Raw genomic sequence first — 21,888 nt, forward strand, 5'->3', positions numbered from 1 at the left:
CGGCGGCGTATCGAACGCTTGGCCAAGGTCCGGTCGACGGCGTGTCTGAGGAGCGATTCGACACATAAAACGACCTAAGTTGGTCCGGTGGAGCAACACAGGACACGACCCTCACACTACGGTCAACGACGCGGCGCGCAGCCGCCGCTGCCTCCGCAGGCTGCGCGGGGCGCGAAGTCCGGCCGAAACGGTTCGGCGGCGGCACGTGGTGCCGTGCCGCGACGCCCCGCCGCGGCACGGCCGTCCGGACCGCCGATCGTCCAGGCCGTACGGCGGCTGCCCAACCCCCGGCTCACCGGGCTCGGCGGCGGGCTGTTCTGCGGGGCGCTGATGTTCGCGGTCGGCTGCCTCGACCAGTTGCTGTTCGGGGCGTCGCTCACGGTGTACGGCGTGCTGTTCCTGCCGGTGTGCGCGGTGACCGCCGGCTGGATCCGGCGGGGGGATCTCCTGACCGCGCCCATCGTGGTGCCGATCGCCTTCGCCACGGGTCTCCTCCCGGTGGCCGAGACGGGCGGCGGCGGGGTCGGCGGGCGGCTGATGGGGCTTTTCACCGCCCTCGCCACCCAGGCCGGGTGGCTGTACGGCGGCACCCTCGTCGCCGGGCTGATCGCCCTGGTGCGCAGGATCCTCCTGATGAGCCGCCGCGCCGCCAGGAACCGCCCGCCGGTGTGACCCCCGCTCGGGACGGCGCCGCCCCGCTGCCCCGCCGGGGCGCTACCCCTGCGCCGCGTGCATCGCCGCTCCCACGATCCCCGCGTTGTTCTGCAGCTGCGCCGGGACGATCTCCGCCTTGATGTCCTCGATGTGGTGCAGGAACTTCTCCGACTTGCGGCTGACGCCGCCGCCGATGATGAACAGCTCGGGCGAGAAGAGCATCTCGACATGGGCGAGGTACTTCTGGACACGGCGCGCCCAGTGCTCCCAGGTCAGCTCGCCGTCCTCCTTGGCCTTGCTGGAGGCGCGCTTCTCCGCGTCATGGCCGTGCAGTTCGAGGTGGCCCAGCTCGGTGTTGGGGATGAGGGTGCCGTCGACGAACAGGGCGCTGCCGATGCCGGTGCCGAAGGTGAGGAGGATGACGGTGCCCTTGCGGTCCCGGCCGGCACCGAAGTGCATCTCGGCGACCCCCGCCGCGTCCGCGTCGTTGACCACCGTCGCCGACAGACCGCCCAGGCGGGCGCTGAACAGCGCGCCCGCGTCGGTGTCGATCCAGCTCTTGTCGACGTTGGCCGCCGTACGGATCGTGGTGCCGCCGGTGACCACGCCCGGGAAGGTGAGACCGACCGGTCCGGTCCAGCCGAAGTGGTCGACGACTTCCTTGACGCCGTCGGCCACTCCTTCCGGGGTCGCCGGGTGCGGGGTCAGCACCTTGTGACGCTCTTCCGCCAGGTCGCCCTTGTCCAAATCCACAGGGGCGCCCTTGATCCCGGATCCGCCGATGTCCACGCCAAAGATCTGCATGGCTCTACGTTACGACGGACGACTGACAGTCACTCGGCCGAGGTACCTCTCGGCCGCTTCTCGCCCCTCGCCGAGGCGTCCGTCACAGCCGTCCGTCACAGCGGTGCGTCCCACTCGTTCGTCACGCGCCGCCCGTACCGGATCCGCCGCGCTGCTCCATCATCGTCGCCGCCTCCTCGCGCAGGTCGCGGCGGAGTTCCTTCGGCAGCGAGAAGGTGATCGACTCCTCGGCGGCCTTGACCAGCTCGACGTCCTCGAAGCCGTGCTGCGTGAGCCACTCCAGGACCTGCTCGACGAGGATCTCCGGCACGGAGGCACCGGAGGTGACGCCGACCGTGGTCACGCCCTCCAGCCATGCCTCCTCGATCTCGTCCGCGTAGTCCACGAGGTACGCCTGCCGCGAGCCCGCCTGCTTGGCGACCTCGACCAGCCGCACGGAGTTCGAGGAGTTGCGGGAGCCGACCACGATCACCAGCTCGGCCTGGGCGCCCATCTGCTTCACCGCGAGCTGGCGGTTCTGCGTGGCGTAGCAGATGTCGTCGCTGGGCGGGGAGATGAGCTGCGGGAACTTCTCCTTCAGGGCGTCGACGGTCTCCATGGTCTCGTCGACGGAGAGGGTGGTCTGGGAGAGCCAGACGACCCTCGACTCGTCGCGGACCTCGACCTTGGCGACGTCGGCGGGGCCGTCGACGAGCTGGATGTGGTCGGGGGCCTCTCCGGAGGTGCCGATGACCTCCTCGTGGCCCTCGTGCCCGATCAGCAGGATGTCGTAGTCCTCGCCCGCGAAGCGGACGGCTTCCTTGTGGACCTTGGTGACCAGGGGGCAGGTCGCGTCGATGGTGGCGAGGCGGCCCTGCTTGGCCTCTTCGTGGACGGTCGGTGCGACGCCGTGGGCCGAGAACATCACGATGTTGCCCGGCGGCACCTCCTCCGTACGGTCGACGAAGATGGCGCCCTTCTTCTCCAGCGTCTGGACGACGTACTTGTTGTGGACGATCTCGTGCCGGACGTACACCGGAGCGCCGTACTGCTCCAGGGCTTTCTCGACGGCGATCACGGCGCGGTCCACACCCGCGCAGTAGCCACGGGGGGCGGCGAGCAGGACACGGCGGCCAGGCGAAGCAGTCATGCACCCCATCGTAAGGCCGCGTTCGGCGGGTCAAAGATCGCGTGGGTGTGGGGTGGGTGGGGAGACTGTCGGTGGGCAGGGGACTGCGGGGTGGGACAGGGACGAACGAGACACGGGCGAACCACCGCGGAGGCACGATGTCCGGGACCGGGACGGCGGACCGTACGACTGACAAAGAGGACGGCGGCCTGCGGCGCAGCCTCGGCTTCCGGGATCTCGTCGTCTACGGGCTGTTGTTCATCGCCCCGATGGCCCCGGTCGGCGTCTACGGCACGCTCGACGCGAAGTCGCACGGGGCGGTCGCGCTCGTCTACCTCGTCGCCACCGTCGCGATGGCGTTCACCGCTTTCAGCTACGCGCAGATGGTGCGGGTCGTCCCCCGGGCGGGGTCGGTGTTCGCCTACGCGCGCGTGGCGCTCGGCAGGGAGGCCGGCTTCGTCGCGGGCTGGATGGCGATGCTCGACTATCTGCTGATCCCGGCGGTCGCCTATCTGTTCTCCGGGATCGCGATGAACGCGCTGGTGCCCGAGGTCTCGCGGTGGGTGTGGACGGCGCTCGCGGTGGTCGTGACGACCCTGCTGAACCTGTGGGGCGTACGGGCCGCCGCGCGCGTCGGCTTTCTGGTGCTGGCGATGGAGATCGTGGTCCTGCTCGTGTTCGTGGTGTCGGCCGTGGTCGTGCTGGCCCGGGACGGGGCGCAGCGCGGCTGGCTGTCGCCGCTGACCGGGGACGGCACGCAGGGCGCGTTCGCGCTGTCCGCGGTCCTCGGGGCGGTCTCGATCGCCGTCCTGTCGTATCTCGGCTTCGACGCGATCGCCTCGTTCGCGGAGGAGGTCACGGGCGGGTCGGAGAAGGTGGCCCGGGCGGTGCTGTTCTGTCTGGCGGTGGCGGGTGTGCTGTTCGTCACGCAGACGTATCTGGTGGCGCTGCTGGAGCCGCTGTCCTCGGCTCGACTCGCGGCCGACCCCGGCCGGCAGGGGTCGGCGTTCTACGACGCCGTGGACACGTCGGTGGGGACCTGGCTGCACGATCTGGTGGCCGCCAGCAAGGCGATCGGGGCGGCGTTCGCCGCGCTGGCCGGACAGGCGGCGGCGGGGCGGCTGCTCTTCGCGATGGGGCGGGACCGGCGGTTGCCGCGGGTGCTGGCGCGGACGGAGGGCGGGGTGCCGCGGGTCGCCCTGCTGTGCGCGGCGGTGATCACGCTGGTGGCGGCGGTGTGGGCGGCCCGACGGGACGACGGGATGGATCATCTGGTGTCCGTGGTCGACATCGGGGCGCTCACCGCGTTCACGCTGCTGCACGCGAGCGTGGTGGGGTGGTTCGCGGTGCGGCGGCGGGGCGGGAAGGTCAGTTGGTGGCGGCATGTGCTGGTGCCGGTGGTGGGGGCGGCGATCACGATCGCGGTGATCGTGGAGGCGTCGGGGGCCGCGCAGGTGGTGGGGGCCGTGTGGTTCGTGGTGGGGATGCTGGTGCTGGTGGGGCAGCGGGGACGCGGGCGGGGGCAGGGTGAGGTTGGCGTGTGACGGTGGGGTGGGGGTGGGGCCGTGTTTTTTCGCCCCACCGCCCCTTCCCGTCCCGTCCCTGGGGGCTGCGCCCCAGCCCCCCTTGTCGGCCCCGAAAGGGCCTTGTCCTCGAACGCCGGACGGGCTGAAAGGACGGGCTGAAGGAGCATGACCGGGTGTTGTCGTACCCGGCCGTTAGTCTCGCCGCATGGCTGCGAATACGTCTCCGGAAACCCCGCTGCCCGTCGGCGAGGTCTCCCGGCTCATCGGCGGGTGGATCGACCGGCTGGGCGCGGTGTGGGTCGAGGGTCAGATCACCCAGTTGTCGCGGCGGCCCGGTGCGGGTGTCGTGTTCCTGACGCTGCGGGATCCGTCGCACGACATCTCCGTCAGCGTCACCTGCTACCGGCAGGTCTTCGACGCCGTGGCGGACGTCGTCAGCGAGGGCGCGCGGGTCGTCGTCCTGGCGAAGCCCGAGTGGTACGCCCCGCGGGGGCAGCTCTCGTTGCGGGCCACCGAGATAAGGCCCGTCGGCGTCGGTGAACTGCTCGCCCGGCTCGAACAGTTGAAGAAGGCCCTGGCCGCCGAGGGGCTGTTCGCGCCGGAGCGGAAGAAGCCGCTGCCCTTCCTGCCCCAGCTCGTCGGGCTGGTCTGCGGGCGCGCCTCCGCCGCCGAGCGGGACGTGCTGGAGAACGCCCGGCACCGCTGGCCCGCCGTCCGCTTCGAGGTGCGCAACGTGGCGGTGCAGGGGGTGCACGCCGTGCCGCAGGTCGTGCAGGCCGTGAAGGAGCTCGACGCGAACGACGCGGTGGACGTGATCGTCGTCGCGCGCGGCGGCGGCAGCGTGGAGGACCTGCTGCCGTTCTCCGACGAGCAGCTCATCAGGACGGTCGCGGAATGCCGTACACCGGTCGTGTCCGCCATCGGGCACGAGCCCGACACCCCGCTCCTCGACTATGTCGCCGACCTGCGCGCCTCCACCCCGACCGACGCCGCCAAGAAGGTCGTACCGGACGTCGGTGAGGAGTACGAGCGCGTACGGCAGTTGCGGGACCGGGCCAGGCGGTGCGTGGGGGCCGTCGTGGACCGGGAGGAGCGCGGGCTCGCCCATGCGCTGGCCCGGCCGGTGATGGAGGATCCGCACCGCATGATCGACGAACGGGCCGACCAGGTCGCGTCCCTCCTCGACCGCGGCCGGCGCACCCTCGGCCACCATCTGGACCGCGCCGACTCCGAGTTGACGCACACGCACGCGCGCGTAGTGGCCCTCTCCCCCGCCGCCACTCTCCGGCGGGGGTACGCGGTGCTGCAGAAGTCCGACGGCCATGTGGTCCGCGATCCCGGCGAGGTCACGGGGGACGAGGTGCTGCGGGCGCGGGTCGCCGAGGGCGAGTTCGTCGTGCGCGTCGACGCGTGAGGGGCGGTACGTGGAGTCGGTGCACGGGGTCGGTGCGTGCAGTCGATGCGTGGGGGTCGGTGCGTGGGGGTCGGTACATGTCGATACATAAGGTGGGCGCATGAGCAGCAAGGTGGATGAGGCGCTCGGGTACGAGCAGGCGCGGGACGAGCTGATCGACGTGGTGCGGCGGCTGGAGGCGGGCGGTACGACGCTGGAGGAGTCCCTCGCCCTGTGGGAGCGGGGCGAGGAGCTGGCGAAGGTGTGCCGGCGCTGGCTGGAGGGGGCGCGGGCGCGGCTGGACGCGGCACTCGCGGAGGAGGAGAAGACCGAGGAGGGGCGGGACGAGGACGCTTAGGGGCTGGGCGGCGGCATTCAGGACCTGTGAGGCGGATCACCGCGCTCCAGTTTTTGTTGAAGGTTGAACTTCATTCGCGTACCGTCGGTGACGTCAGCCGCTCCGGTGCGCCGGAACCGACGTCCATCCCGAGAAGGTTCACGTATGTCTCTCGTCCTTGACCCCGCCGCCCAGGACCTCCTGTTCCGCGAGGCCCGTACCGCGAACACGTTCACCGACGAGCCGGTGACCGACGAGCAGGTGCAGGCGATCTACGACCTGGTCAAGTACGGCCCGACCGCCTTCAACCAGACCCCGCTGCGCATCACCCTGGTCCGCTCCCCCGAGGCCCGTGAGCGCCTGGTCCAGCACATGGCCGAGGGCAACCAGCCCAAGACCGCCACCGCCCCGCTGGTCGCGATCCTCTCCGCGGACAACGAGTTCCACCAGGAACTGCCGGCCCTCTTCCCGGCCTTCCCGCAGGCCAAGGACCTGTTCTTCAGCGAGCGTCCGGCCCGTGAGGGTGCCGCCGCGCTGAACGCCGCCCTCCAGGCCGCGTACTTCATCGTCGGCGTCCGCGCCGCCGGTCTGGCCGCCGGCCCGATGACCGGTGTGGACTTCGAGGGCGTCCGCAAGGAGTTCCTGGACGACGACCACACCCCGCTGATGGTCGTCAACATCGGCAAGCCCGGCGACGACGCCTGGTACCCGCGCTCCCCGCGCCTGGCGTACGACGAGGTCGTCACCACCGTCTGAGCGGTTCACGCACGTGAGGAGGGCCCCGGCGACCATGCCGGGGCCCTCCTCACGTGGTCATGTCCTCGGGTGGGCATGCCCTCACGTCGCCATGTGCGCGCGGCTCACGCCGTCTTCAGTGCCCCGGCCATCTCCGTCAGCAGGCCGAAGGAGCCCGTGCCCGCGATCACCGTCGTCGCCCCGTCGCCCCGGTGCACGAGCGCGTCGTAGCGGCCGCCCGTGTACCGCGTCCAGGTGCGGCCGTCGATCTCCTGGGTGGACTTCGTCGCCTTGCCGCCCTGACTGGCCTCGTCGATGAACGTCGACGGCTTCTGAGTCGACTGCTCGACCTGGACGTATTCACCGTCGGGAGCGTGGAAGCCCAGATGCCAGGTGTCGAAGTCGTCGCCCTGGTAGCGGACGGAGGTCGCCTTCCAGTCGGCGGAGAGGCCCTCGGGGGCGGCCACCGGGTAGGGCGCCGCACGTCGTGCCGTGAGCAGCTCGACGCGGTAGTCGACCTTCTTGATCTCCTGAGGGGAGTCGTCGTGCGGGATGAAGAGGTAGATGACTCCCGCCATGAGCCCGATCAGACCCAGGGAGAGGATCATGTCCCGGACCGTCTTCTGCTTACCGTTCGAACCTGCCACGCCCCTATCGTCGCAGGTGCCCCGGTCCGCTCATCCGTGGGGCCCCCTGCTCATTTTGTCTGCCTGACGATAGAGTCGGCCCATACCCTCATCCGGCCGTCGTCGTATCAGAAAGGTGCGCTCCGATGACCGAGCATCATCATCTGCCGTCCGAACTCGAAGTTCCCTCCGAGGCTCCCGACCGCAACCTCGCCCTGGAGCTGGTCCGGGTCACCGAAGCCGCGGCGATGGCCGCGGGCCGCTGGGTCGGACGCGGCGACAAGAACGGCGCCGACGGTGCCGCGGTGCGCGCCATGCGGACCCTCGTCTCCACCGTGTCGATGAACGGCGTGGTCGTCATCGGCGAGGGCGAGAAGGACGAGGCCCCGATGCTCTTCAACGGCGAGCGCGTCGGTGACGGGACCGGGCCGGAGTGCGACATCGCCGTCGACCCGATCGACGGGACCACGCTGACCGCCAAGGGCATGACCAACGCGATCGCGGTGCTGGCCGCCGCCGACCGCGGGTCGATGTTCGACCCGTCCGCCGTGTTCTACATGGACAAGCTGGTCACCGGGCCCGAGGCCGCCGACTTCGTCGACATCAACGCGCCCGTGTCCGTGAACATCCGCCGGGTCGCCAAGGCCAAGCGGTCCACGCCCGAGGACGTCACCGTCGTCATCCTGGACCGGCCGCGGCACGCGGGCCTCATCGAGGAGGTCAGGGAGACCGGCGCGCGCATCAGGCTGATCTCCGACGGCGACGTGGCGGGCTCGATCCTGGCGCTGCGCGCGAGCACCGGCGTCGACCTGCTGCTCGGCATCGGCGGTACGCCGGAGGGCATCATCTCGGCCTGTGCCGTGAAGTGTCTGGGCGGCACCATCCAGGGCAAGCTGTGGCCGAAGGACGACGAGGAGCGGCAGCGGGCGATCGACGCGGGGCACGACCTCGACCGGGTGCTGACGACCGACGACCTGGTGTCCGGGGAGAACGTGTTCTTCGTGGCGACCGGCATCACCGACGGCGAGCTGCTGCGGGGTGTGCGGTACCGGTCCGAGACCGCGACCACCGACTCGATCGTGATGCGCTCGAAGTCGGGCACGGTGCGCAGGATCGATTCGGAGCACCGGCTGAGCAAGCTGCGGGCCTACAGCGCGGTCGACTTCGACCGGGCGAAGTAGGACCGGAAGCAGGTCCACGAGCAGGCGGGTCCACCAGCCGGTCCGGGAGCAGGCTCTCCAGGGAACGGCGGAGGGACCGGAGAACGGCTGGAAGAGGAGAGGCGTCCCCGGTGCGGTGGGGGCGCCTCTCTTCCTGCGTGTGTCAGCCGGCGGCCGCTATGCGGTCCGGCGACCTGACCGCCTTCTTCAGTTCCAGATCCCGGCGGCGGCGCCTGGCCAGGACCACCCGGCGTTCCGCGGCGGTCAGGCCGCCCCAGACGCCGTACGGTTCCGGTTGCAGGAGCGCGTGCTCGCGACACTCGACCATGACGGGGCAGCCCGCACAGACGCGCTTCGCGGCCTGCTCGCGGGAGAGCCGGGCGGCGGTGGGTTCCTTGGACGGCGCGAAGAACAGGCCGGCCTCGTCGCGCCGGCACACCGCTTCGGTGTGCCAGGGTGCGTCTTGGTCCCTGTCCCGCACTGGCACCCGCTGGGCCGGTACGGCAGCTACCTGCAGGGACGAATGCGGCGGTTGCAGCACGGTCTACTCCTGACGACGGCTTCGCGAGCGAGAGACGATGCAGCAAGGCCTACCCGCTGTGCGCGCGCCTATGCACTGAGTTCCGAACCGCTGGATTCCGAGGCCCCGTGCGCGCTCCCGGGCCCGGCCGGCCCTGATCCCGCCGCGCCACGAAGCCGCCGGATTCACAACCGTCAATGATCCAGGTGCTTGCGCAAACCCTTGTCGACCTTGCGCTGCACCCGGTCGAGGATGTCCGCGACGAGCTTGCCGCGCTTGGGCTTGCCCTCGATGTTGCCGAGCACCGCCCAGCCGTCCAGGTAGACGACCGGAGCGTCCGGTTCCGTCGAATCCAGGGTGTCCACCTCGAAGTTGCCGAGGACGCCGCCGCCGGTGCCGCGCAGCGAAATGTTCTCCGGGACGCGGACCTCGACGTTCCCGAAGACCGAGACCGCCTTGATGACGACCTGCCGGTATTCGAAGATCGCCTCGCTGAGGTCGATCTCGACGGTGCCGAAGACGGCGTACGCGTGGATACGCCGGCCCGCTCGCCAGCGGCCCTTGCGGACGGCGCTGCTGAAGACCGCGACCACGTTGTCGTCGGGGTCGTGCGGGATCGCCTCGCTGGGGCGGTTGGGCGCCGCGCTGTAGAGCGGGGTGGCCCGGCGCTCGTGCGCGGCCGGCAGGTCCCGTATGAAGACCTCCAGCTCGCCCACCGTCTTGGCGGCCAGCACCCCCTCGACGCGCTCGGCGTGCTCGTCGGCGGTGAGGCGCCCCTCGGCCAGGGCCTCGCGCAGGATGTCGGCGATCCGGTCGCGGTCCGCGTCCGAGGCGCGCAGTTCGGTGGCGGGCGTGCGCGGTTCGGTGTGCTTCTGAAGGTCCACGACAGCAGCGTACCCAAACGCGATAGATCGCGACCAGGGGTGTGGACAAACCTTGAACCGGTCAACTGAGGATTACCTCACCGGAGTGCTGTCGGTGCCAGGTTCTACGCTGGTGGACGCTGCCAATGGAGGCCAGCGGCCGACTGTCGAGTGAGGAATGGGCGAGATGCCTGAGTTCGAGTACACCGATCTGCTCCCGATGGGAGAGGACACCACCCCGTACCGGCTGGTGACCTCCGAGGGTGTCTCCACCTTCGAGGCCGACGGGCGGACGTTCCTCAAGGTCGAGCCGGAGGCGCTGCGCAAGCTCTCCGAGGAGGCGATCCATGACATCCAGCACTATCTGCGGCCCGCCCACCTGGCCCAGCTGCGCCGGATCATCGACGACCCGGAGGCGTCCGGCAACGACAAGTTCGTCGCGCTGGACCTCCTGAAGAACGCGAACATCGCGGCCGCGGGCGTGCTGCCCATGTGCCAGGACACCGGCACGGCGATCGTCATGGGCAAGCGCGGGCAGAACGTGCTCACGGAGGGCGGCGACGAGGCGGCCCTCTCCCGGGGCATCTACGACGCGTACCTGAACCTGAACCTGCGCTACTCGCAGATGGCTCCTCTCACCATGTGGGAGGAGAAGAACACCGGGTCGAACCTGCCGGCGCAGATCGAGCTGTACGCCACGGACGGGGGCGCGTACAAGTTCCTGTTCATGGCCAAGGGCGGCGGGTCCGCGAACAAGAGCTTCCTCTACCAGGAGACGAAGGCCGTTCTGAACGAGGCCTCCATGATGAAGTTCCTGGAGGAGAAGATCCGTTCGCTGGGTACGGCCGCGTGCCCGCCGTACCACCTGGCGATCGTGGTGGGCGGCACCAGCGCCGAATACGCGCTCAAGACCGCCAAGTACGCCTCCGCGCACTACCTGGACGAGGTTCCCGCCGAGGGCTCGCCGCTCGGGCACGGCTTCCGGGACAAGGAGCTGGAGGAGAAGGTCTTCGAGCTGACGCAGAAGATCGGCATCGGGGCGCAGTTCGGGGGCAAGTACTTCTGCCACGACGTGCGTGTGGTGCGGCTGCCGCGGCACGGCGCGTCCTGCCCCGTCGCCATCGCCGTGTCCTGCTCGGCCGACCGGCAGGCCGTCGCGAAGATCACCGCCGAGGGCGTGTTCCTGGAGCAGTTGGAGCGGGATCCCGCGCGGTTCCTGCCGGAGACCACGGACGAGCACCTCGACGAGGCGGGTGACGTCGTGCGGATCGACCTCAACCAGCCGATGGACGACATTCTCGCCGAGCTGACGAAGTACCCGGTGAAGACGCGGCTCTCGCTGTCCGGGCCGCTGGTCGTGGCCCGTGACATCGCGCACGCCAAGATCAAGGAGCGTCTTGACGCGGGTGAGGAGATGCCGCAGTACCTGAAGGACCACCCGGTGTACTACGCCGGTCCGGCGAAGACGCCCGAGGGGTACGCGTCCGGCTCCTTCGGTCCGACCACGGCCGGTCGGATGGACTCCTACGTCGAGCAGTTCCAGGCCGCGGGCGGGTCCAAGGTGATGCTGGCCAAGGGGAACCGGAGCAAGCAGGTCACCGACGCGTGTGATGCGCACGGCGGCTTCTATCTGGGGTCCATCGGTGGGCCCGCCGCTCGGCTCGCGCAGGACTGCATCAAGAAGGTCGAGGTCGTCGAGTACGAGGAGCTCGGCATGGAGGCCGTGTGGAAGATCGAGGTCGAGGACTTCCCGGCGTTCATCGTCGTCGACGACAAGGGCAACGACTTCTTCCAGGATCCGGCGCCTGCGCCGACGTTCACGTCGATTCCTGTGCGGGGGCCCGGGCTGGCGTAGGGGGGTGTGCGGCGGGGATGGTTTTCGCCCCCGCCGCCCCTTCCCGTCCCGTCCCCAGGGGCTGCGCCCCTTCGCCCCCCTTCCAGGGGCTCCGCCCCTGGACCCCGGCGGGGACTTCGTCCCCTGCACCCCTCGCGGGGCTCCGCCCCGTACCCCTCGCGGGGCTCCGCCCCGTACCCCGCTGGGGCTGCCGCCCCAGGCCCCGCTTCGGCCCTGAAGGGGCCTCGTCCTCAAACGCCGGACGGGCTGGAGGGGGGCGTGTCTCAGGTGCTGCCGGACGGGCTGAAGAGGGGGCGGGGTCGGTGTGATGCTGTAGTGGGTGCCCGCCCCTGGTTGGTGCAGGGGCGGGCGGCCTTCTGGGTCAGGGGGCGCAGATGGTGAAGTTGACCGTGTCGCCCGGCTTGATGGTCTTCGGGGCGTGCGGGGTCACCTCCAGCACCGCGTTCGGCTTGCAGCCCTTGGTGGCCTTCTTGGTGACGGTGCCGAGCTTCGTCTGCGTCTTGTCGAGCAGCGGCGTGGCCATGTCCAGGCTGAGGCCCGCGAGAGGGATCCGTACGGTCTCGCCGTCGCTGAAGCGGTAGAGCAGGGTGGTGGCGTCGTCGTTCCCGGCGACCGTGGCGGTCGCCGCCGGGGTCGCGTCGTTGCTCGCGACCGAGGTGGCCAGGGCCGTGCCTCCGCCCGCCGCGATGAGGGCGGCGGCGACGGCGGCGATGCCGACGGTCCGGCGGCGGCGGGTGCGGCGCTCGATCTGGGGGGCGTCGAAGTCGGGGGCCTCGGCGGAGTTCGCGTAGCGGTTCATGGCGTTCATGAGTTCCTCTTCGAAGGGTGAGCAGGCGGAAGGCCGTGCGTCGCCGTACGAGGTCATCGGATTCCTTCCGTGTGCTGCCGTGGTGAAGGGGCGGAGAGTGCGGGGAACTGGCTTCTGAGCTTCTCGATCCCCCGGGCGAGCTGGGAGCGCACCGTGCTCGCCGAGATGTCCAGGTCGGCCGCGATCTCGGTGTCGGAGAGGTCGTGGAAGTACCGCAGCACCACGACCGTCCGCATCCGCATGGGCAGTTGCTGCAGGGCGCGCACCAACTGGTCCCTGCTGTCGACCTGTCCGTACTCGTCGCCGGGGGCGGCCCGGTCGGGGCCGTCCGACTGTGGAGCCATGCGGCGGAAGCGGCGCCAGCGGTCGTTGGCCAGGTTCACCATGATCCGCCGTACATAGGCGTCCGGGGCGTCCTTGGCCGCGATCGTGCGCCACTTCCGACAGGCCCGCTCCAGGGTCTCCTGGACCAGGTCCTCGGCCGCGTCGCGGCTGCCCGTCAGGACGAGTGCGCCCCGGAACAGCGCGGCCGACCGGGCGGCCACGAAACCGTCGAAGCCCGACTCGAAGTCCGTCTCCACACGCTCCCTCCCTTCCTGTCACCCCTCCTCGACGCGGACACCCCTTCGTCTGCTGCACGGCCGACATGAGAGCTGGGTCACACAGAAAACGGCACCCGGGCGGGTGAGAGCCCGGAACATCCCCGGCGTCCCGTTCGCTGTACAGGGCATGAGCGAATACCGCATCGAGCACGACTCCATGGGCGAGGTACGCGTCCCGGCGGACGCCAAGTGGCGGGCGCAGACGCAGCGGGCCGTGGAGAACTTCCCGGTCTCCGGGCAGCGCATCGAGCGTGCCCACATCGAGGCGCTCGCCCGGATCAAGGGCGCCGCCGCCAGGGTGAACGCGCGTCTCGGTGTGCTCGACAAGGACATCGCGGAGGCGATCCAGGAGGCGGCGGGCGAGGTCGCCGAGGGGCGGTGGGACGAGCACTTCCCCGTCGACGTGTTCCAGACCGGGTCGGGGACCTCGTCCAACATGAACACCAACGAGGTCCTCGCCACGCTCGCCACCGAGCGCCTGGGGCGGGATGTGCATCCCAACGACCACGTCAACGCCTCCCAGTCGTCCAACGACGTCTTCCCGTCCTCCATCCACATCGCCGCCACCGCCGCCGTCACCCGCGATCTGATCCCCGCGCTGGAGCACCTGGCCGGCTCGCTGGAGCGCAAGGCCGAGGAGTTCGCCGACGTCGTGAAGTCGGGGCGGACCCACCTCATGGACGCCACACCGGTGACCCTGGGGCAGGAGTTCGGCGGATACGCGGCGCAGGTGCGGTACGGCGTCGAGCGGCTCCAGGCCTCCCTGCCCCGGCTCGCCGAGCTGCCGCTGGGCGGCACCGCGGTCGGCACCGGCATCAACACGCCTCCCGGCTTCTCCGCCGCCGTCATCGAGGAGGTCGCCCGCGCCACCGGGCTGCCGCTCACCGAGGCCCGCGACCACTTCGAGGCGCAGGGGGCGCGGGACGGCGTCGTCGAGACCAGCGGGCAGCTGCGGACCATCGCCGTCGGGCTGACGAAGATCGCCAACGACCTGCGGTGGATGGCCTCCGGGCCGCGTACCGGGCTCGCCGAGATCTCCCTGCCGGACCTCCAGCCGGGCTCGTCGATCATGCCGGGCAAGGTCAACCCGGTCATCCCGGAGGCCGTGCTCATGGTGTCCGCGCAGGTCATGGGCAATGACGCGACGGTCGCCACGGCGGGCGCGGCCGGCAACTTCGAACTCAACGTGATGCTGCCGGTCATCGCGAAGAACGTGCTGGAGTCGATCCGGCTGCTCGCCAACGTGTCCCGGCTGCTCGCCGACCGGACCGTCGACGGGGTCGTCGCCCACCGCGAGCGGGCCCGGGAGTACGCCGAGTCCTCACCCTCCGTGGTGACGCCGCTCAACAAGTACATCGGGTACGAGGAGGCCGCGAAGGTCGCCAAGAAGGCCCTGGCGGAGCGGAAGACCATCCGCCAGGTCGTGCTGGAGAGCGGGTACGTCGAGCGCGGCGACCTCACCGTCGAGCAGCTCGACGAGGCCCTGGATGTCCTGCGGATGACGCGCCCGTAACCGGTCGCGAACCCATCGCGCCCCGCGCGTGAACCGTGACACGCGCCGCAGCGTCGTATGCCTGTGGCACCTAATATCTGTGCATGGCAGACGGTGGAGCGGTGAGAGCCGAAGCGGACGCGGGCGGGGCGGCGGTGTTCTGGGTGCCCGGGAGTCAGATCCTGTGGCGCTACCGGGAGAACGGCGGCGCGCGCTTGCACATCGCCCGTCCCGTCACCGTCGTCCGGGACGACGACGAACTGCTCGCGGTGTGGATGGCTCCGGGTACGGAGTGCGTGAGGCCGGTACTGGCCGACGGCACGCCCGTGCATGTCGAGCCGTTGGAGACCCGCTACACCAAGCCGCGCGGGGTCCGGCGGGACCGCTGGTTCGGGACGGGTGTGCTCAAGCTCGCGCGGCCGGGTGAGCCGTGGTCGGTGTGGCTGTTCTGGGATCCGGGCTGGCAGTTCAAGAACTGGTACGTGAACCTGGAGGAGCCGCTGACGCGTTGGGACGGCGGGGTGGATTCCGAGGATCACTTCCTCGACATCTCCGTTCATCCGGACCAGAGTTGGCACTGGCGGGACGAGGACGAGTTCGCACAGGCTCGGCGGGACGGACTGATGGACGATCAACTGGCGCAGAGCGTACGGGAGGCGGGGCGGTCCGCGGTGGAGGTGATCCGGGCCTGGGGGCCGCCGTTCTCGGACGGCTGGCAGCACTGGCGTCCCGATCCGTCCTGGAGTGTCCCGGCCCTGCCCGAGGACTGGGATCGTACGCCCGCGCACATGTCGTCATGAGACCCTTGATGCGCCCCCGGGCGAGAAACGTAGGATCGTCCTCCGCAAGGGCGCGCAGTGGTAACTACCGGAGCACGCGCTGGGCTTGACCGAACGTCACCGAGGGGCGGCAGGACGTGAGCGAGGGGTACGAGGGCAACACCGGTGCGGGCGGCCGAGCTCGCGCCGGTGACACAGAAACAGCCTCTGACCACGCGGGAAATCCGTTCCTGGGACATGTATTCCGGGTATCGGGACTTCGGCGGGACCAACCGCACGCTGGGCGTGCGACCTCGGACGGACGGATTCGACACGCGTGACGGAGCAGCCGACCTCCTTCGAACGCCCCCAGGCGGGCGTGGACCCCGTGGATCCCCGCGGGGCGCTCCTGCACGCCTCGACGCCGTCGCACGCGCCCGGCACGGGCGCCTTACCGGCACAGGCGCGGGCCGGCGAGACGCCGCCCGCCGGTCCCGGCACGACGACATCGAGCGGTAAGGACACCAGAGCCGTAGGTACCGACCCCGAGCACTCCCAGCCCGCGGCCGCCGAGCCCGACACCCATCGGCCGCGGCCCGTCCCCGAGGGGATCCCGGCCCAGCCGGGCGCCGACCAGGACCGTTCCCAGCCGGGCAGCCAGGACCGCCGTAGCGGCGGGGCCGCGGTGCCGGGGCGGCCCACGCCGATGCGGCGGGACGGGGACCGGCTGCGGTTCGTGGGCGCCGCGACCCGGCGGATCGCCCGCGGCATCGACCTCGACGAGATCGTGATGGGGCTGTGCCGGGCGACCGTGCCGACCTTCTCGGACGCGATCCTCGTCTATCTGCGCGACCCGCTGCCGGTCGGCGACGAGCGGCCCACCGGGCCGTTGGTGCTGCGGCTGCGCCGGACCGACCGGATCCCGCAGGAGCGGGACACCGAGGGCGGGTTCTCGGGCGTGCTCCAGCCGGAGCCGTCGGAGTCCACGGGCCTCGACACCCTCGGCACCGAACTGTGCGAGGTACGGCCCGGCAGCGCGCTCGCCGAGGTGCTGCGCGGGGTGCGTCCCGTCTTCACGGACACCGCGGACGTGCGGGCCGCGCTGACCGAACTGCTCGGCGAGGGCGGCGAGTTCGCCGTACCGGCCGGCCAGCGGGCGATTCTCGCCCCGCTGCGCGGCCGGCGCCGGGTGATCGGTGCGGCGCTGTTCCTGCGCCGCCCCGACCGCATCGCGTTCGAGCCGGACGACCTGCTGGTCGCCGCCCAGCTCGCCACGCACAGCGCGCTCGGTATCGACAAGGCGGTGCTGTACGGCCGGGAGGCCTACATCGCCGACGAGCTGCAGCGCACGATGCTGCCGGAGACCCTGCCGCGGCCCACGGGCGTACGGCTGGCGTCCCGCTATCTGCCGGCCGCCGAGACGGCCCGGGTCGGCGGCGACTGGTACGACGCGATCCCGCTGCCGGGCAGCCGGGTGGCGCTGGTGGTGGGTGACGTCATGGGGCACTCCATGACGTCGGCCGCGATCATGGGCCAGCTGCGGACCACCGCGCAGACCCTCGCGGGGCTCGACCTGCCTCCGCAGGAGGTTCTGCACCACCTCGACGAGCAGGCCCAGCGCCTGGGCACCGACCGCATGGCGACCTGCCTGTACGCGGTCTACGACCCGGTCTCGCACCGGATCACCATCGCCAACGCCGGCCATCCCCCGCCGGTCCTGCTGCATCTGGGCGGCCGGGCCGAGGTGCTGCGGGTGCCGCCGGGCGCGCCCATCGGGGTCGGCGGTGTCGACTTCGAGGCCGTGGAGCTGGTCGCCCCGGCCGGGGCGACCCTGCTGCTGTACACGGACGGGCTCGTGGAGTCGCGTCTGCGGGATGTGTGGACCGGGATAGAGCAGCTGCGCGAGAAGCTCGCCGCCACCGCGCAGCTCACCGGACCCGATCACCCGCCGCCCCTGGAGGCGCTGTGCGACGAGGTGCTCGACATGCTCGGCCCGGGCGACCGGGACGACGACATCGCCCTGCTCGCCGCCCGCTTCGACGGGATCGCGCCGAGTGACGTGGCGTACTGGTTCCTGGAGCCGGAGGACGCGGCCCCCGGCCGGGCCCGTCGGCTGGCCCGCCGGGCGCTGGCCCGCTGGGACATGGAGGAGCTCACCGACTCGGTGGAACTGCTGGTCAGCGAGGTCGTGACCAACGCCGTGCGGTATGCCACCCGGCCGATCACGCTCCGGCTGCTGCGCACCGACGTACTGCGCTGCGAGGTCGGGGACGACGTGCCACAGCTGCCCCGGCTGCGGCAGGCGCGGGCCACCGACGAGGGCGGGCGCGGGCTCTACCTGGTGAACCGGCTGGCCCGGCGGTGGGGCGCGACCCGTCTGAGCACGGGAAAGGTGGTCTGGTTCGAGTTGAACCGGAGCTGAGGGGTACCCCTGCGGGGCGCGCCCCTCAGCAGCCGGTTCGGAACCGTACTGGATTTGGACCCCGTCCAAATGTTGCCGACATGGTGTCGGCGGAGTTGACTGCTGGGGTGAGCGAAGCGACCTGACGACCCTCTTCCACGACGGGAGGACGCTCGTGACGCAGTCACCCCAGAAGGCTCCTTACACCACGAACAACGTCGGAATTCCGGTGGAGAGCGACGAACACTCGCTCACCGTCGGTGCCGACGGCCCGATCCTGCTCCAGGACCACTACCTCATCGAGAAGATGGCCCAGTTCAACCGGGAGCGGGTCCCCGAGCGGGTGGTGCACGCCAAGGGCAGTGGTGCCTACGGATTCTTCGAAGTCACCAACGACGTCAGCCAGTTCACCAAGGCGGATCTGTTCCAGCCCGGGAAGCGCACGGAGATGCTGGCGCGCTTCTCGACCGTCGCCGGTGAACAGGGCTCGCCGGACACCTGGCGCGACCCGCGCGGTTTCGCGCTCAAGTTCTACACCGAGCACGGCAACTACGACCTGGTGGGCAACAACACCCCGGTCTTCTTCGTCCGTGACACCATCAAGTTCCAGGACTTCATCCGCTCCCAGAAGCGGCACCCCCGGACCGGGCTGCGCAGCAACGACATGCAGTGGGACTTCTGGACGCTCTCCCCCGAGTCGGCCCACCAGGTGACCTGGCTGATGGGCGACCGCGGTATCCCCAAGACGTACCGCCACATGAACGGCTACGGCTCCCACACCTATATGTGGATCAACGGCGCCGGTGAGCGGTTCTGGGTGAAGTACCACTTCAAGACCGACCAGGGCATCGACTTCCTCACCCAGGCGGAGGCCGACGAGCTCGCCGGCTCGGACGGGGACAAGCACCGCCGGGACCTGTACGAGTCGATCGAGTCCGGGAACGCGCCGAGCTGGAGCCTGAAGGTCCAGATCATGCCGTTCGAGGACGCGGCGGACTACCGGTTCAACCCGTTCGACCTGACGAAGGTCTGGCCGCACGGGGACTATCCGCTGATCGACGTCGGCCGGATGGTCCTGGACCGGAACCCCGAGGACTACTTCGTCCATATCGAGCAGGCCGCGTTCGAGCCGTCCAACCTGGTGCCGGGGATCGGCCCCTCGCCGGACAAGATGCTGCTGGGGCGGCTGTTCTCGTACCCCGACACGCATCGCTACCGGATCGGCCCCAACTACGCCCAGCTGCCGCCGAACCGGCCGCACGCACCGGTGAACTCGTACGCCAAGGACGGGCCGATGCGGTACACGCCGTCGAACGCGGCGATGCCGTACGCGCCGAACTCGTACGGAGGGCCCGCGGCGGACTTCGGGCGCTTCGGGGAGCCCGCGGGGTGGGAGACCGCGGGGGAACTGGTCCGGGAGGCCGCCACACTGCATCGTGAGGACGACGACTGGGGGCAGGCCGGGACGATGGTGCGGCAGGTGCTGGACGACGCGGCGCGTCAGAGGCTGATCGAGAACGTCAGCGGGCACTTGAAGCAGGGGGTTTCGCCGGCGGTGCTCGAACGGGCGTTGCAGTACTGGCGCAATATCGACAAGGGAATCGGGGACCGGATCGCCGCGCGTATGTAGGCAAGGGGCGGGTGCGGGTTCGTCGTGGCCGATCGCGCCGTTCCCCGCGCCCCTCGGTCGAGTGGGGTGCCCGGTGTGCTGCGGGCACCCCTCTTCTTGTCTCTACTGGTCCTCGCTCGGATCGAACGGGTCGTCCGGGTCGCCGTCCGCCGGTGGAGTGGTCGTCGGCGCCGTCGTCTCGGGCGCCGTCGTGGTCGGAGTGGTCGGGGTGTCCGTCTCGGGTTCCGTCGTCTCGGGTTCCGTCGTCGGGGGTTTCGTCGTCGGCGCCTCGGTGGTCGGGTCCGGCGTCGGGCTCCGGGTCAGCGTCGGGGTCGGGCTCGCCGTCTTCGTCGGCCGGACCGCGGCGCCCTGGTCGGTGTCCAGGTCGAACTTGGTGTCCGAGGCCGAGACGCCGAAGGTGTACGCCGCCCAGATCTGCGCGGGGAAGCCGCCGCCGTTGACGCGGTCGAGGCCGCCGGTGCCGTACATCTTGCTCTGCGCGGAGGTCTTGGCGTCCTCGCCGAACAGGCCGACCGAGGTGACCAGGTCCGGGGTGTAGCCGGTGAACCAGGCCGACTTGTTGTCGTCGGAGGTACCGGTCTTGCCGGCGACCGCCTGGCCGTCGCGGGCGGTGTTGTCCCGCACGGACGTCTTGGCCGTACCGTCGTCGACCACGCCGGTCAGCACCGAGGTCACCGTGTCGGCGGCCTCGCGGGTGAGGACCTGTTCGCCGATCGGGTCGGGCATGTCGACCGCGGTGCCGTTGTGTTCGGCCGTCTTGATGATGGTCGGCGTGACCTTCTTGCCGTGGTTGTCGAGGGTGGCGTAGACCCCGGCCATCTGGAGCGGGCTCGCGCCCATCGTGCCGAGGGTGTAGGCGGGCAGCGCCTTCATGTCGTCGGTGTCCATGCCGAGCTTGTTCGCCGTCTCCAGCACCTTGTCCATGCCGACGTCGACGCCCAGTTGTGCGAAGACGGAGTTGATGGACTTGTTCATCGCGGTCTGGACGGTGACGTCGCCGTAGTTCTGGTCGTCCTCGTTCTCCGGCGCGAAGCCGATGTCGCTGCCCTTGACGGGGCGCTTGCTCGTACCGTCGTAGATCGTGTTGGTGGTGATCGCCTTGTCGCTCTGCGTCACCGCCTTGTCCTCCAGGGCGGCGGCGAGGATCACCGGCTTGAACGTCGACGCCGGCTGGTAGTCCGTGCGGGTCGCGTTGCTGCGGTAGTGCTTGTAGTAGTCGACGCCGCCGTACAGGGCGAGGATCCTGCCCGTCTCGGGGTCGACGGAGACGGCACCTGCCTGGACGTTCTTGTCGACCGACCGCTTCTTGGTGTCCAGCTTGCTGGTCAGCTGGGACTTGACGGACTTCTCCAGCAGGGACTGCTTCTTCTTGTCGATGTTCAGGGTGACGGTCCAGCCCTGGTCCACGACCTTGGCCTCGGCCTCGGACTGCGAGATGCCCTGCTCGTCCATCAGCTGCTGTTCGAGCTGCTGGTTGGCGAGGTTGACGAGGTAGCCCTTCTGGCCGTCCAGACCGGGGGCGCCCTTGGGCTTCTTCGGCTTCGGGAACTCCATGGCGTCGCGTTTGGCCTGGCTCAGCCAGCCCTCCTCGACCATGTTGTCCAGGACGTAGTTCCAGCGGGCCGTCACCAGCTTCTTGCCGGTCTCGGTGGCGACCTCCCAGTCGTACTGGCTCGGCGCCTGGAGCAGCGCGGCGAGGTAGGCGCCCTGCTGGACCGTGAGCTTCTTAGCGTCGACGTGGTAGTAGGCCTGGGCGGCGGCCTGGATGCCGTAGGCGCTGCGGCCGTAGTAGCTGGTGTTGATGTAACCCGCGAGGATGTCGTCCTTGGACGTCGTGCGGTCCACCTTCAACGAGATGACCAGTTCCTTCAGCTTGCGCGTGACGGTCTGGTCCTGGTTGAGGTAGTAGTTCTTGACGTACTGCTGGGTGATCGTCGAGCCACCCTGCTTGCCCTTGCCGGCCAGCGTGTTGAGCAGACCGCGGGCGGTGCCCTTGAAGTCGACGCCGGCGTCCGTGTAGAAGCTCTTGTTCTCCGCGGCGACGAACGTGTACTGGACGGACTTGGGGACCTCGTCGAGCCCCACGATCTCGCGGTTGGTCTTGCCGTCGCGGGTCAGGACGCTGCCGTCGCTGTACTTGTAGACGTTGCTCTGCTGCTGCGCGGCCGCGTTGCCCTTGGGCACGTCCACCATCATGTACAGCGCGATGAACGCGCCGATGCCGAGGAGGCAGAGGCCGAAGAACGTGCCGAGGACCTTCTTCCAGGTGAAGAGCCTGCGTATGACGCCCTTCCCGGACTTGCCGCCCGCGGCCGACGCGTTCGAGGCCGACGTACCCGCGGCCGACGCGCCCGCAGCCGAAGAACGACGGCTCTTGGGCGCCGCGCGGCGACCACCGCGCTGCCGCGCTCGTCTCTCATCCGCTCGTCCCATGAGTCCGCTCGCTCCGCTTCCTTCTCGGCTGTCACACAGGTTCGTGGCTCAGGTCAGCTCAGAAAGCTAACACCGCTCTATGTGACAAAGGGCCTTCGATCCGGTCTTTTGCGGACGTGACAATCAGCACCCGCCGCAAAGAACGACGGCCGAGAGGGCTTGAGGGTTGCCACAGCGGGGTAA

The 21,888-nt window shown here is 70.0% G+C and carries 19 protein-coding genes; 11 read left to right on the forward strand and 8 right to left on the reverse strand.

Annotation, left to right across the window (positions count from 1 at the left end):
• Nucleotides 1-87: 87 nt before the first annotated feature.
• On the forward strand, nucleotides 88-672 hold the full coding sequence (locus ACZ5VD_RS22190) for a DUF6542 domain-containing protein (protein ID WP_468547298.1): 585 nt from the start codon (nucleotides 88-90) through the stop codon (nucleotides 670-672).
• A gap of 42 nt (nucleotides 673-714) precedes the next feature.
• Here ACZ5VD_RS22190 and ppgK read toward each other — a convergent pair whose 3' ends face one another.
• Together ppgK and ACZ5VD_RS22200 are read right to left on the reverse strand one after the other, a co-directional pair.
• On the reverse strand, nucleotides 715-1,458 hold the full coding sequence (gene ppgK / locus ACZ5VD_RS22195; RefSeq protein ID WP_468682995.1) for a polyphosphate--glucose phosphotransferase: 744 nt from the start codon (nucleotides 1,456-1,458) through the stop codon (nucleotides 715-717).
• Nucleotides 1,459-1,579: 121 nt separating this feature from the next.
• Complete coding sequence (locus ACZ5VD_RS22200) at nucleotides 1,580-2,596, reverse strand: 4-hydroxy-3-methylbut-2-enyl diphosphate reductase (protein ID WP_468547300.1); 1,017 nt, start codon at nucleotides 2,594-2,596, stop codon at nucleotides 1,580-1,582.
• Nucleotides 2,597-2,724: 128 nt separating this feature from the next.
• On the opposite strand from ACZ5VD_RS22200, the gene ACZ5VD_RS22205 reads away from it, so the two are divergent.
• From ACZ5VD_RS22205 to ACZ5VD_RS22220, 4 genes are all read left to right on the forward strand, one after another.
• Nucleotides 2,725-4,110: an APC family permease gene (locus ACZ5VD_RS22205; RefSeq protein ID WP_468547301.1), complete on the forward strand. Its 1,386-nt coding sequence runs from the start codon at nucleotides 2,725-2,727 to the stop codon at nucleotides 4,108-4,110.
• A 187-nt stretch (nucleotides 4,111-4,297) separates the two neighbouring features.
• Nucleotides 4,298-5,506 carry an exodeoxyribonuclease VII large subunit gene (gene xseA, locus ACZ5VD_RS22210; protein WP_468682996.1) on the forward strand — a complete coding sequence of 403 codons (1,209 nt, stop codon included), beginning with the start codon at nucleotides 4,298-4,300 and terminating at the stop codon, nucleotides 5,504-5,506.
• A gap of 100 nt (nucleotides 5,507-5,606) precedes the next feature.
• A complete protein-coding gene (locus ACZ5VD_RS22215; protein ID WP_468547303.1) occupies nucleotides 5,607-5,843 on the forward strand; it encodes an exodeoxyribonuclease VII small subunit in 237 nt (78 codons plus the stop codon).
• A gap of 144 nt (nucleotides 5,844-5,987) precedes the next feature.
• Nucleotides 5,988-6,578, forward strand: a complete 591-nt coding sequence (locus ACZ5VD_RS22220; RefSeq protein ID WP_468682997.1) for a malonic semialdehyde reductase — start codon at nucleotides 5,988-5,990, stop codon at nucleotides 6,576-6,578.
• Nucleotides 6,579-6,682: 104 nt separating this feature from the next.
• Here ACZ5VD_RS22220 and ACZ5VD_RS22225 read toward each other — a convergent pair whose 3' ends face one another.
• Nucleotides 6,683-7,204 carry a DUF4245 domain-containing protein gene (locus ACZ5VD_RS22225; protein ID WP_468682999.1) on the reverse strand — a complete coding sequence of 174 codons (522 nt, stop codon included), beginning with the start codon at nucleotides 7,202-7,204 and terminating at the stop codon, nucleotides 6,683-6,685.
• Between the two features lie 125 nt (nucleotides 7,205-7,329).
• Here ACZ5VD_RS22225 and glpX point away from each other — a divergent pair, with 125 nt between their 5' ends.
• On the forward strand, nucleotides 7,330-8,364 hold the full coding sequence (glpX, locus tag ACZ5VD_RS22230) for a class II fructose-bisphosphatase (RefSeq protein ID WP_468547306.1): 1,035 nt from the start codon (nucleotides 7,330-7,332) through the stop codon (nucleotides 8,362-8,364).
• A gap of 142 nt (nucleotides 8,365-8,506) precedes the next feature.
• Here glpX and ACZ5VD_RS22235 read toward each other — a convergent pair whose 3' ends face one another.
• Nucleotides 8,507-8,884: a WhiB family transcriptional regulator gene (locus tag ACZ5VD_RS22235; protein WP_468547307.1), complete on the reverse strand. Its 378-nt coding sequence runs from the start codon at nucleotides 8,882-8,884 to the stop codon at nucleotides 8,507-8,509.
• Nucleotides 8,885-9,057: 173 nt separating this feature from the next.
• On the reverse strand, nucleotides 9,058-9,747 hold the full coding sequence (locus ACZ5VD_RS22240; protein ID WP_468547308.1) for a DUF1707 SHOCT-like domain-containing protein: 690 nt from the start codon (nucleotides 9,745-9,747) through the stop codon (nucleotides 9,058-9,060).
• A 166-nt stretch (nucleotides 9,748-9,913) separates the two neighbouring features.
• Here ACZ5VD_RS22240 and ACZ5VD_RS22245 point away from each other — a divergent pair, with 166 nt between their 5' ends.
• Entirely contained in the window at nucleotides 9,914-11,581 is a 1,668-nt protein-coding gene (locus ACZ5VD_RS22245) for a fumarate hydratase (RefSeq protein ID WP_468547309.1), read from the forward strand.
• Between the two features lie 361 nt (nucleotides 11,582-11,942).
• Here the strand turns inward: ACZ5VD_RS22245 and ACZ5VD_RS22250 are convergent, their stop codons facing one another.
• Together ACZ5VD_RS22250 and ACZ5VD_RS22255 are read right to left on the reverse strand one after the other, a co-directional pair.
• Nucleotides 11,943-12,389 carry a hypothetical protein gene (locus ACZ5VD_RS22250; RefSeq protein ID WP_468683000.1) on the reverse strand — a complete coding sequence of 149 codons (447 nt, stop codon included), beginning with the start codon at nucleotides 12,387-12,389 and terminating at the stop codon, nucleotides 11,943-11,945.
• Between the two features lie 53 nt (nucleotides 12,390-12,442).
• Nucleotides 12,443-12,970: a SigE family RNA polymerase sigma factor gene (locus tag ACZ5VD_RS22255; protein WP_468547311.1), complete on the reverse strand. Its 528-nt coding sequence runs from the start codon at nucleotides 12,968-12,970 to the stop codon at nucleotides 12,443-12,445.
• A gap of 148 nt (nucleotides 12,971-13,118) precedes the next feature.
• On the opposite strand from ACZ5VD_RS22255, the gene ACZ5VD_RS22260 reads away from it, so the two are divergent.
• The 4 genes from ACZ5VD_RS22260 (at nucleotide 13,119) to ACZ5VD_RS22275 (ending at nucleotide 19,272) form a co-directional block, all read left to right on the forward strand.
• Nucleotides 13,119-14,504 (forward strand): class II fumarate hydratase, encoded by a 1,386-nt coding sequence (locus tag ACZ5VD_RS22260; protein ID WP_468547312.1) that lies wholly within the window; start codon nucleotides 13,119-13,121, stop codon nucleotides 14,502-14,504.
• 83 nt (nucleotides 14,505-14,587) lie between these two features.
• On the forward strand, nucleotides 14,588-15,283 hold the full coding sequence (gene fomD / locus ACZ5VD_RS22265) for a cytidylyl-2-hydroxypropylphosphonate hydrolase (RefSeq protein ID WP_468683001.1): 696 nt from the start codon (nucleotides 14,588-14,590) through the stop codon (nucleotides 15,281-15,283).
• Between the two features lie 295 nt (nucleotides 15,284-15,578).
• Complete coding sequence (locus tag ACZ5VD_RS22270; RefSeq protein ID WP_468683003.1) at nucleotides 15,579-17,663, forward strand: SpoIIE family protein phosphatase; 2,085 nt, start codon at nucleotides 15,579-15,581, stop codon at nucleotides 17,661-17,663.
• A 154-nt stretch (nucleotides 17,664-17,817) separates the two neighbouring features.
• Nucleotides 17,818-19,272, forward strand: a complete 1,455-nt coding sequence (locus tag ACZ5VD_RS22275; protein ID WP_468683006.1) for a catalase — start codon at nucleotides 17,818-17,820, stop codon at nucleotides 19,270-19,272.
• 102 nt (nucleotides 19,273-19,374) lie between these two features.
• On the opposite strand, the gene ACZ5VD_RS22280 is transcribed toward ACZ5VD_RS22275, so the two are convergent.
• Entirely contained in the window at nucleotides 19,375-21,705 is a 2,331-nt protein-coding gene (locus ACZ5VD_RS22280) for a transglycosylase domain-containing protein (RefSeq protein ID WP_468547316.1), read from the reverse strand.
• Nucleotides 21,706-21,888 lie beyond the last annotated feature (183 nt).

This window comes from Streptomyces sp. NPDC032822 (genome assembly GCF_055578825.1).

Coding starts and splice junctions, on each gene's coding strand:
- ppgK (WP_468682995.1), bottom strand. CDS start 1,458: ATGCAGATCTTTGGCGTGGACATCGGCGGATCCGGGATCAAGGGCGCC.
- ACZ5VD_RS22200 (WP_468547300.1), bottom strand. CDS start 2,596: ATGGGGTGCATGACTGCTTCGCCTGGCCGCCGTGTCCTGCTCGCCGCC.
- ACZ5VD_RS22205 (WP_468547301.1), top strand. CDS start 2,725: ATGTCCGGGACCGGGACGGCGGACCGTACGACTGACAAAGAGGACGGC.
- xseA (WP_468682996.1), top strand. CDS start 4,298: ATGGCTGCGAATACGTCTCCGGAAACCCCGCTGCCCGTCGGCGAGGTC.
- ACZ5VD_RS22215 (WP_468547303.1), top strand. CDS start 5,607: ATGAGCAGCAAGGTGGATGAGGCGCTCGGGTACGAGCAGGCGCGGGAC.
- ACZ5VD_RS22220 (WP_468682997.1), top strand. CDS start 5,988: ATGTCTCTCGTCCTTGACCCCGCCGCCCAGGACCTCCTGTTCCGCGAG.
- glpX (WP_468547306.1), top strand. CDS start 7,330: ATGACCGAGCATCATCATCTGCCGTCCGAACTCGAAGTTCCCTCCGAG.
- ACZ5VD_RS22245 (WP_468547309.1), top strand. CDS start 9,914: ATGCCTGAGTTCGAGTACACCGATCTGCTCCCGATGGGAGAGGACACC.
- ACZ5VD_RS22250 (WP_468683000.1), bottom strand. CDS start 12,389: ATGAACGCCATGAACCGCTACGCGAACTCCGCCGAGGCCCCCGACTTC.
- ACZ5VD_RS22260 (WP_468547312.1), top strand. CDS start 13,119: ATGAGCGAATACCGCATCGAGCACGACTCCATGGGCGAGGTACGCGTC.
- fomD (WP_468683001.1), top strand. CDS start 14,588: ATGGCAGACGGTGGAGCGGTGAGAGCCGAAGCGGACGCGGGCGGGGCG.
- ACZ5VD_RS22280 (WP_468547316.1), bottom strand. CDS start 21,705: ATGGGACGAGCGGATGAGAGACGAGCGCGGCAGCGCGGTGGTCGCCGC.